Origin of the sequence: Bradyrhizobium sp. 154, from assembly GCF_023073875.1 — a bacterium.
Classification (GTDB): Bacteria; Pseudomonadota; Alphaproteobacteria; order Rhizobiales; family Xanthobacteraceae; genus Bradyrhizobium.
The window spans coordinates 20,848-27,819 of the sequence record NZ_JADPKG010000079.1; the positions used below are offsets into that span (position 1 = coordinate 20,848).

The window sequence follows — 6,972 nt, forward strand, 5'->3', positions numbered from 1 at the left end:
TTTCGGCCGGAGTGCTAGAGCGGCGTTGCGCGCTTGGCAAGACACCATTGCCGGGGAGCCGGCTGTGCAAAACGGATGGAGCCTGCCACACTCGCGCGGCCGGAGTACTCCTTGCACGCCCCTGACCGCCTGCCGCCCTACGCGCATCCCGCGCGGCTGATCCTGACCTTGTCGCTGGCGGCGACGGTCGGGCTTGGGATCGGCCGCTTTGCCTATGCACTGGTGCTGCCGGATATGCGGGAGACCCTCGACTGGTCCTACTCGGCGGCCGGGTTCATGAACACCATCAACGCCGTCGGCTACCTCGTTGGCGCGCTGGTGGCGTCCCGGCTGATCCAGCGGGTCGGCTGGTCGGCGGCGATCCGCCTGGGAACCCTGGCCTGCGTCGCCGGGCTCGCCACCTGCGCGCTATCCGGCAATTTCGTTGCGCTGAGCCTTGCGCGCCTCGTGCTGGGCTTGGGCGCGGCGGCCGGCTTCGTCGCCGGCGGCGCGCTGGCTGCGACCATCGCCCAGTCGCGCCCGGAGCGCGCCAATTTCCTGCTGAGCCTGTTCTACGCCGGCCCGGGCATCGGCATTCTCGCCTCGGGGCTGATCGCCCCGTTCACGCTGCAATATTTCGGGCCAGGCTCGTGGTGGATCGTCTGGTGGGCACTGACGCTGCTGTCCGTCGCAATGACGATTCCGCTGTTCCTGATCCGGATCGAAAGCGGTGCGCGCTTCTCGGAAGGCAGCCACGCGTCGTTTGCGATTCTGCCGGTGCTGATTTATCTCGCCGGCTACTTCCTGTTCGGCGCCGGCTACATCGCCTACATGACCTTCATGATCGCCTATGTGCGCGACGGCGGCGGCGGGGCCGCGGCACAGGCCGCATTCTGGAGCCTGATCGGGCTGAGCGCCTTCGTCACGCCATGGGTTTGGCGCGGCGTGCTGGCGCTCGATCGCGGCGGGCTTGCCACCGCCATCATTCTCGGCACCAACGCGTTAGGAGCCGCCTTGCCGATGCTGGGACATTCGCCGGCGTGGCTTGCGGTCTCCGCGGTGGTGTTCGGCGTCGCGTTCTTCGCCGTGGTCGGCTCGACCACCGCCTTCGTGCGCTTCAACTATCCGCCCGAGATGTGGCCGACCGCGATCGCGGCGATGACGATCTCGTTCGGCGTCGGCCAGACGCTGGGGCCGATCGTGGTCGGCGCGATCACCGATGCGCTGGGGAGCTTGAGTTACGCGTTGAACGTATCGGCGGCGCTGCTGGCGCTGGGGGCGTTGGCGGCGCTGTGCCAGCGCAAGGTGGCGTCGGCATAATCGTCGTTTCCGGGGCGCGCGCAGCGCGAACCGGGAATCCAGAGGTTTGTGGCGCGAGATTCCGGGTTCTCGCTTCGCGAGCCCCGGAATGACAGCCTCAATCAGCTCCCACTAAACGAATTATACCCCTGGTCTTCCCAATAGCCGCCCTTGTAGTCGTTGGTGACTTCCATGGACACCACGTATTTCGGATTCTTGAAGCCAAGTTTTGTCGGCACGCGGATCTTCATTGGGAAACCGTAGGCGCGCGGCAGAATCTCGTTCGCGTATTTGAATGTCATCTGGGTCTGCGGATGCAGCGCGCTGCGCATGTCGAGCGGCGAGTTGTAGCCGTCCTTGTCGGCGCACTGGAACCAGACATATTTCGCACGCGTGTCGGCGCCGATCAGTTTGAGGAAATCGCGCAGCGGCGTGCCGGTCCAGCTTCCGATCGCGCTCCAGCCCTCGACGCAGATGTGGCGGGTGATTTGCGTGACCTGCGGCAGCTTGTAGAGCTCATCCAGCGTCCAGGACTTCGTGTTGTCGACGAGGCCGCGCACCTCGAGCTTCCAGTCTTTGCCGTCGACGTCGGGCGCGTCGTCGAGATCGTAATAGGCGTTGAACGGGAACGGCTTGGTGATCGCGCTCTCGGGAAACGTCGGCGCCAGCGCATCGGGATTGAAGATGAAGGCCTGCACCGCGTCGTTGAACTTGGAGACCTGCTTCAGCATCTCCTCGGCCGAGGAGGAATCGACGACGTCGCAGCCGGTGAGCAGCGTCAGCGCCCCTAAGCTGGCGCCGCCCGCGATGAAGCGGCGGCGGGTGACATCAGGCATCGTCTTGATGGAGTCCTTGATCAGCAATCGCTTGTCGACGCCGGGGATCAGGAATGAGCGCTTGGCCATGATCTCCTCCCTCTCAACGACCAATGATCATCGCGCGTAGGCTCTTCGGCACCAGCAGCGCGAGAGCAACGTGAACGATCAGGAACGCACAGATCGCGGCCATGCAGAAGAAGTGCACATAGCGCGCGGTTGGATAATCGCCGAACAGCATCACCAAATAATAGAGCTGCACCGGCTTCCAGATCGCGAGGCCCGAGAGCACGATCAGCACGCCGACCACTATGATGCCGGCATAGAGCAGGCGCTGCACGTAATTGTAGACGGTGAGGTCGTCATGGCCGAGCTTGAAGGTCAGCGCCGCCCTGACGTCGTGCAGCACGCCGGACGCCGTGATCGGGAGCAGCTTCTTGCGGAAGCGGCCGGTGGCGAAACCGGTGATGAGATAAGCGAGGCCGTTGATCATCAACAGCCACATCGCCGCAAAATGCCAGAGCAGGCCGCCGCCAAGCCAGCCGCCGAGTGTGTACTCGCGCGGAAAGCTGAAGCCGAACAGCGGCGAGGCGTTGTAGATCTGCCAGCCCGACAGGATCATCAGGATCATGGCAAGCGCATTGATCCAGTGCATGATCCGCACCCAGGCCGGCTGGATCACTTTGGCCGGAGTGGCCCTGACCTGCTCGTCGCTGACTGTGAGGCTCGCCATGATGGTTCCGTCCTGAAGGTCGTGACAGCAATTATACGCCGAAGCGTCCGCTTTCGTTACGCCCTTCCGGCATCGAATCGATACCGGCAGGCTATCACGGTCACAATAAAGCGAGCCGGGTACCCCCGGCTCGCCGCCTCAAGGCCTCCTGTTCGGGGGATGAAACAGGACCGCGCAGTATTACGTCGCCGGCATCAGCACGGTGTCAACCACATGGATGACGCCATTCGACTGGTTGACGTTGGAGATCGTCACCATCGAGGTGCCGCCCTTGGCGTCGACGATCCAGACCTTGCCGTCCATTTTCTTTACCGTCAGCTCCTCGCCTTCTGCGGTCTTCAGCTTCTTGCCGTCGGTGAGGGCAGAGGCATCGAGCTTGCCGGGCACGACATGGTAGGTCAGGATCTTGGTCAGCGCCGCCTTGTTCTCGGGCTTGACCAGATTGTCGACGGTGCCGGCCGGCAGCTTGCCGAAGGCGGCGTTGGTCGGCGCGAACACCGTGAACGGGCCCTTGCCTTCGAGCGTCGGCACCAGGCCGGCCGCCTTCACCGCCGCCACGAGCGTGGTGTGGTCCTTGGAGTTGACCGCGTTCTGGACGATGTTCTTGGACGGGAACATCGCGGCGCCGCCGACCATGACGGTCCTTTCCTCGGCGCTGACAGGCGCGACGACGGTCGCGGTGACGATCAGGGCACTGAAGGCGGCGGCAGCGAGACAGGCAATGCGCTTCGACATGGAGATCTCCCGATTGAATTGAGACCGGCGATGGCCGGCGTTGAGCTGGCAACAACGGCGGCTGCGACAGTGTGGGGTGATGCAGCAGTGCCGTCGTTGGACCGAATTACGGGAGGGCTTGCGCTGCGGTTTCGGGTCAAAACTCTTTGTGATGCGTGAAACTATGGGGAAGGGATTACGTGTGGGGGCGCGCGAGAGGGTGCAAAGCGGACGGTCCTGTAGGGTGAGCAAAGCGCAGCGTGCCCACCCTGCGCTTCCTCAAATGCGGAGAGATGGTGGGCACGGCGCTTCGCGCCTTTGTCCACCCTACGGCAGTGTGCCTCCATCCGGGCTACAGGCCGACAATCAATCCCTGCTCTGCGGCGTCTGGATGAAGCCGCGATTATGCGTGGGGCTGATCAACACTTCGTTGATGCAGACTCTGGCCGGCATGCTTGCGATGAAGGCGATGGTGCGGCCGAGATCTTCGGATTGCAGCATCCTGGCCTGCTCCTCCTCGCTCGGCACCACCGGGCGCAGTTTCAGGATCGGCGTCGCCACCTCGCCCGGCATCAGGCAGCAGGCGCGCAGGCCGTTGACGCATTCGTCCATGTTGAAGGAATGGGTCAGCGCCAGCACCGCATGCTTGGTTGTGGTATAGGCCGGGCCCGGCATCTTCGAGACATGGCGGCCGGCCCAGGACGAGACGTTGATGATCGCGCCGTCCTGCTGCTTGCGCATCGTCGGCAGCACCGCGCGCATGCAATAGAGCACGCCGTTGAGATTGACTTGGACCAGTCTGTCCCAGCCTTCCAGTTCCATATCCTTCCAACTGCGCTTGGGGACATTGATGCCGGCATTGTTCACCAGCAGATCGATCCGGTCATATCTGGCGACGATCTGATCGGCCGTCTTCTGGGCTTCCGTGGCGTTGGACACGTCCAACACAATGGCCTCGGCCGTCCCACCCGCTCCCGTGATCTTCGCGACCACGGCATCCAGGGCTGGCTGGCGCCGGCCCGAGACCACCACCGTCCAGCCATCGGCCGCGAGCGCCTCGGCGCCGGCCTCCCCGATGCCGCTGCCGCCGCCGGTGACCCAGGCCACGCGTTTCCCGTTTCTTGTCATGCCAACTGTCTCCGTTGCTTCTGCGGGGCGGTTTTTGCTAATCCAGCCCTCGGTTTTGACCGGCCTTTGCCGGCGAGGAATGTTGCATGAACCAAGCTGCCAACGCCAACCTGTTTTCCCGCCTGTTCGACGGCCTTTCCGATCCCAAACGCCTCGCGATCGAGACGCATGACGGCGCCCATATCAGCTATGGCGATCTGATCGCGCGCGCGGGGCAGATGGCGAATGTGCTGGTCGCACGCGGCGTGAAGCCCGGCGATCGCGTCGCGGTGCAGGTGGAGAAATCGGTCGCCAATATCGTGCTGTATCTTGCCACCGTGCGGGCCGGCGCGGTCTATCTGCCGCTGAATACTGCCTATACGCTGAACGAGCTCGACTACTTCATCGGCGATGCCGAGCCGTCGCTGGTGGTCTGCGATCCCTCCAAGGCCGAGGGCCTCGCCCCGATCGCTGCCAAGGTGAAAGCCGGGGTCGAGACGCTCGGGCCTGACGGCAGGGGCTCGCTGACGGATGCCGCCGCCAAGGCGAGCAGCGAGTTTACGACGGTGCCGCGCGAAAACGGCGACCTCGCCGCGATCCTCTACACGTCCGGCACCACGGGCCGCTCCAAGGGCGCGATGCTCACCCACGACAATCTGGCGTCGAATTCGCTCAGCCTCGTCGATTACTGGCGCTTCACGGACAAGGACGTCTTGATCCACGCGCTGCCGATCTACCACACCCACGGCCTGTTCGTCGCGACCAACGTGACGCTGTTCGCGCGGGCGTCGATGATCTTTCTGCCGAAGCTCGATCCGGATCTGATCATCAAGCTGATGGCGCGCGCCACAGTGCTCATGGGCGTTCCAACCTTCTACACACGGCTTCTGCAGAACCCCGCGCTGTCGCACGAAACGACCAAGCACATGCGGCTGTTCATCTCGGGCTCCGCGCCACTGCTGGCCGAGACTCATCGCGAATGGTCGGCCCGCACCGGCCACGCGGTGCTCGAGCGCTACGGCATGACCGAGACCAACATGAACACGTCGAACCCCTATGACGGCGAGCGCGTGCCCGGCGCGGTCGGCTTCCCGCTGCCCGGCGTCTCGTTGCGCGTGACCGATCCCGAGACAGGGAAAGAGCTGCCGCGCGACGAAGTCGGCATGATCGAGGTGAAGGGCCCGAACGTCTTCAAGGGCTATTGGCGTATGCCGGAGAAGACCAAGGCGGAATTCCGGCCCGACGGCTTCTTCATCACCGGCGATCTCGGTAAGATCGACGCCAAGGGCTACGTCCACATCCTCGGCCGCGGCAAGGACCTCGTTATCTCCGGCGGCTTCAACGTCTATCCGAAGGAAATCGAGAGCGAGATCGACGCCATGCCCGGCGTGGTCGAATCCGCCGTGATCGGCGTGCCGCACGCCGACTTCGGCGAGGGCGTCACCGCGGTGCTGGTGCGCCAGCCCGGCGCGAGCATCGATGAGGCGACCGTGCTGAAGGGCCTGGAAGGGCGACTCGCCAAATTCAAGATGCCCAAACGCGTCTTCGTCGTCGACGAGCTGCCACGCAACACCATGGGCAAGGTGCAAAAGAACATTTTGCGCGAGACGTATAAGGATATCTACGCGAAGAAATAGGGGCTCAATCGCTCCGGGATGGGGGACGCATGAACCGAGAGCGGGCCGTCCGGATCAACGATCATCTTCTTGATGCTTGCGAAGCCCTCGACCGGGCTCGAATGGCGATTGCAGCACTTGGCAAGACCGAGCGGATCGAGCTCGGAGACTGGCTTAACGCTATCGTCGGCGCTCTGGAGGACAAGCTGCTCCTGCCGATTTACGAGCAGCATCCGGATCTGGAGCCGCCATTGGCCGATTTAGAGGAGCCGACGGTCACCAGTGAGCTCACATGGAATGATGTCCAGCTTCCGCCGTCAGTGACCGAGCAGCGTTTCGACGAGATCATTTTTTCGGTCATGGAGCGGACTTGGCGGAAGACCGCCATGATGGCGTGGCTTGTGGTGAATCGCTGCAAGGAACTTGGATTGTCGATCGACGACGAAATGGTTGCTGCGCGATTGAAGGCGCTTTCCGCCTCCGATCGCATCGAAGGTATCGGCGATCTCCGAATGTGGCGCCACAGCGAAGTACGATTGAAGGACGAGACCGCCGATTAGGCCAGATCGGGGCTCAGTCCGTTCACTTGGTGTAGCGTACGCTCTCAACCCCGTCATTGCTGTGCATGTTCACTAATTCGCTGATTGGATCGCTCCAGCGGAGGACGATCCGATGCGCGACAACAGCTATGACCGGACGATTGAGCGCA

7 protein-coding genes are annotated in these 6,972 nt (G+C 63.3%); 3 read left to right on the forward strand and 4 right to left on the reverse strand.

What is annotated here, in order from left to right:
• Nucleotides 1-111: 111 nt before the first annotated feature.
• Nucleotides 112-1,299 carry a YbfB/YjiJ family MFS transporter gene (locus IVA92_RS18790; protein WP_247280354.1) on the forward strand — a complete coding sequence of 396 codons (1,188 nt, stop codon included), beginning with the start codon at nt 112-114 and terminating at the stop codon, nt 1,297-1,299.
• A 101-nt stretch (nt 1,300-1,400) separates the two neighbouring features.
• On the opposite strand, the gene IVA92_RS18795 is transcribed toward IVA92_RS18790, so the two are convergent.
• The 4 genes from IVA92_RS18795 to IVA92_RS18810 all read right to left on the reverse strand — a co-directional run bounded on the left by IVA92_RS18795 (nt 1,401) and on the right by IVA92_RS18810 (nt 4,668).
• Nucleotides 1,401-2,183: a molybdopterin-binding protein gene (locus tag IVA92_RS18795; RefSeq protein WP_247280355.1), complete on the reverse strand. Its 783-nt coding sequence runs from the start codon at nt 2,181-2,183 to the stop codon at nt 1,401-1,403.
• A 13-nt stretch (nt 2,184-2,196) separates the two neighbouring features.
• Complete coding sequence (locus tag IVA92_RS18800) at nt 2,197-2,826, reverse strand: cytochrome b/b6 domain-containing protein (RefSeq protein WP_247280356.1); 630 nt, start codon at nt 2,824-2,826, stop codon at nt 2,197-2,199.
• A gap of 180 nt (nt 2,827-3,006) precedes the next feature.
• Complete coding sequence (locus tag IVA92_RS18805; protein ID WP_247280357.1) at nt 3,007-3,561, reverse strand: fasciclin domain-containing protein; 555 nt, start codon at nt 3,559-3,561, stop codon at nt 3,007-3,009.
• A 345-nt stretch (nt 3,562-3,906) separates the two neighbouring features.
• Nucleotides 3,907-4,668 carry an SDR family NAD(P)-dependent oxidoreductase gene (locus IVA92_RS18810; protein WP_247280358.1) on the reverse strand — a complete coding sequence of 254 codons (762 nt, stop codon included), beginning with the start codon at nt 4,666-4,668 and terminating at the stop codon, nt 3,907-3,909.
• A gap of 86 nt (nt 4,669-4,754) precedes the next feature.
• Between IVA92_RS18810 and IVA92_RS18815 the strand changes: the two genes are divergently transcribed.
• Nucleotides 4,755-6,284 (forward strand): malonyl-CoA synthase, encoded by a 1,530-nt coding sequence (locus IVA92_RS18815; RefSeq protein WP_247280359.1) that lies wholly within the window; start codon nt 4,755-4,757, stop codon nt 6,282-6,284.
• Nucleotides 6,285-6,313: 29 nt separating this feature from the next.
• Nucleotides 6,314-6,823: a DUF3658 domain-containing protein gene (locus IVA92_RS18820; protein WP_247280360.1), complete on the forward strand. Its 510-nt coding sequence runs from the start codon at nt 6,314-6,316 to the stop codon at nt 6,821-6,823.
• The last annotated feature ends 149 nt before the right edge of the window (nt 6,824-6,972 follow it).

Excerpts from the sequence above, each read along its gene's own strand:
- IVA92_RS18810 (WP_247280358.1), bottom strand. The coding sequence starts at position 4,668 with ATGACAAGAAACGGGAAACGCGTGGCCTGGGTCACCGGCGGCGGCAGC.
- IVA92_RS18800 (WP_247280356.1), bottom strand. The coding sequence starts at position 2,826 with ATGGCGAGCCTCACAGTCAGCGACGAGCAGGTCAGGGCCACTCCGGCC.
- IVA92_RS18820 (WP_247280360.1), top strand. The coding sequence starts at position 6,314 with ATGAACCGAGAGCGGGCCGTCCGGATCAACGATCATCTTCTTGATGCT.
- IVA92_RS18805 (WP_247280357.1), bottom strand. The coding sequence starts at position 3,561 with ATGTCGAAGCGCATTGCCTGTCTCGCTGCCGCCGCCTTCAGTGCCCTG.
- IVA92_RS18815 (WP_247280359.1), top strand. The coding sequence starts at position 4,755 with ATGAACCAAGCTGCCAACGCCAACCTGTTTTCCCGCCTGTTCGACGGC.
- IVA92_RS18795 (WP_247280355.1), bottom strand. The coding sequence starts at position 2,183 with ATGGCCAAGCGCTCATTCCTGATCCCCGGCGTCGACAAGCGATTGCTG.